The sequence below is a fragment of the Lunatimonas salinarum genome (genome assembly GCF_017811155.1).
Classification (GTDB): Bacteria; Bacteroidota; Bacteroidia; order Cytophagales; family Cyclobacteriaceae; genus Lunatimonas; species Lunatimonas salinarum.
The window spans coordinates 1-763 of record NZ_JACVCV010000095.1 but is presented as its reverse complement, the minus strand read 5'-3'; the positions used below and the strand labels follow the sequence as shown (position 1 = coordinate 763).

Annotated in this window: 2 protein-coding genes; both read right to left on the bottom strand. The window is 34.9% G+C overall.

Features of this window, described 5'->3' with window-relative positions:
- Positions 1-21: 21 nt before the first annotated feature.
- Positions 22-486: a PIN domain-containing protein gene (locus IAQ59_RS22050; RefSeq protein ID WP_209333018.1), complete on the bottom strand. Its 465-nt coding sequence runs from the start codon at positions 484-486 to the stop codon at positions 22-24.
- Positions 470-697, bottom strand: coding sequence for a UPF0175 family protein (locus IAQ59_RS22045; protein ID WP_209333017.1), 228 nt, complete (start codon positions 695-697; stop codon positions 470-472). The genes IAQ59_RS22050 and IAQ59_RS22045 overlap by 17 nt, the downstream gene beginning before the upstream one ends.
- Between the last annotated feature and the right edge of the window lie 66 nt (positions 698-763).

The window sequence follows — 763 nt, the reverse complement described above, 5'->3', positions numbered from 1 at the left end:
TAGGCTCTGGCATTCTTTGGGTTATTCCCCAGCTTGTTCCAACACCTTTTCAAAAAGCTTATCATTAAACCTAAAATTGGTTAACTTTATCTTTTCAAGTATAGGTTTTACCCTTTCTAAAATTCCGATTTCCTTGGCTCTAAGGATTAAGCCAAATGTACCCGAATACCTTAAATTAAGCTTTTCTGCTACTTTTCTTCCCTTAAGTTCATCAAGCATAAGAATTGGGTCTTCCATTTCTAAAGATAATGCGATAGCACTTGCTTCACCTTCATCTAAATCCATTTCCAATATCTTTTGATAATGAGAATTTTCAGGCGAAGCAACCAAAATCCAATCAGGTAGCGTTTTCCCAAACTCCTTTAAAATTATCGGAGTCACAAACACCTTCTTCCCCATCTTCCTTAATAACTCAAGCTCATCAATTTTGTCCAAAATAATTAAACAGCTGGTATCTGAAATAATGATGTTAGAATCTTGATGCATCTTTTATGATGTCCGATGGTGGATAGTTGATTAATGAAACATCATAATCGGCCAAAATCTCTGAAAATGCTACTTTTGACAAACCAGCTAATTCTGCGGCTTGTCCGAGTGAAAGTTTCCCAGATTCATACATTTTTGCCGCAAGGAATCGTTTTGTATCCTTCTCATCTAATTCAAGATGATCTGGTATAGTTAAAGTTAGATGCTTCATATTCTAAATTTATCAAAATTTTAAATAACAAATTGCTTTTGAACGTTCTTTTGCTGGAGCCTAACG

What these genes read in the sequence shown, in the direction of transcription:
- IAQ59_RS22045 (WP_209333017.1), bottom strand. Translation starts at nt 697, where the DNA reads ATGAAGCATCTAACTTTAACTATACCAGATCATCTTGAATTAGATGAG.
- IAQ59_RS22050 (WP_209333018.1), bottom strand. Translation starts at nt 486, where the DNA reads ATGCATCAAGATTCTAACATCATTATTTCAGATACCAGCTGTTTAATT.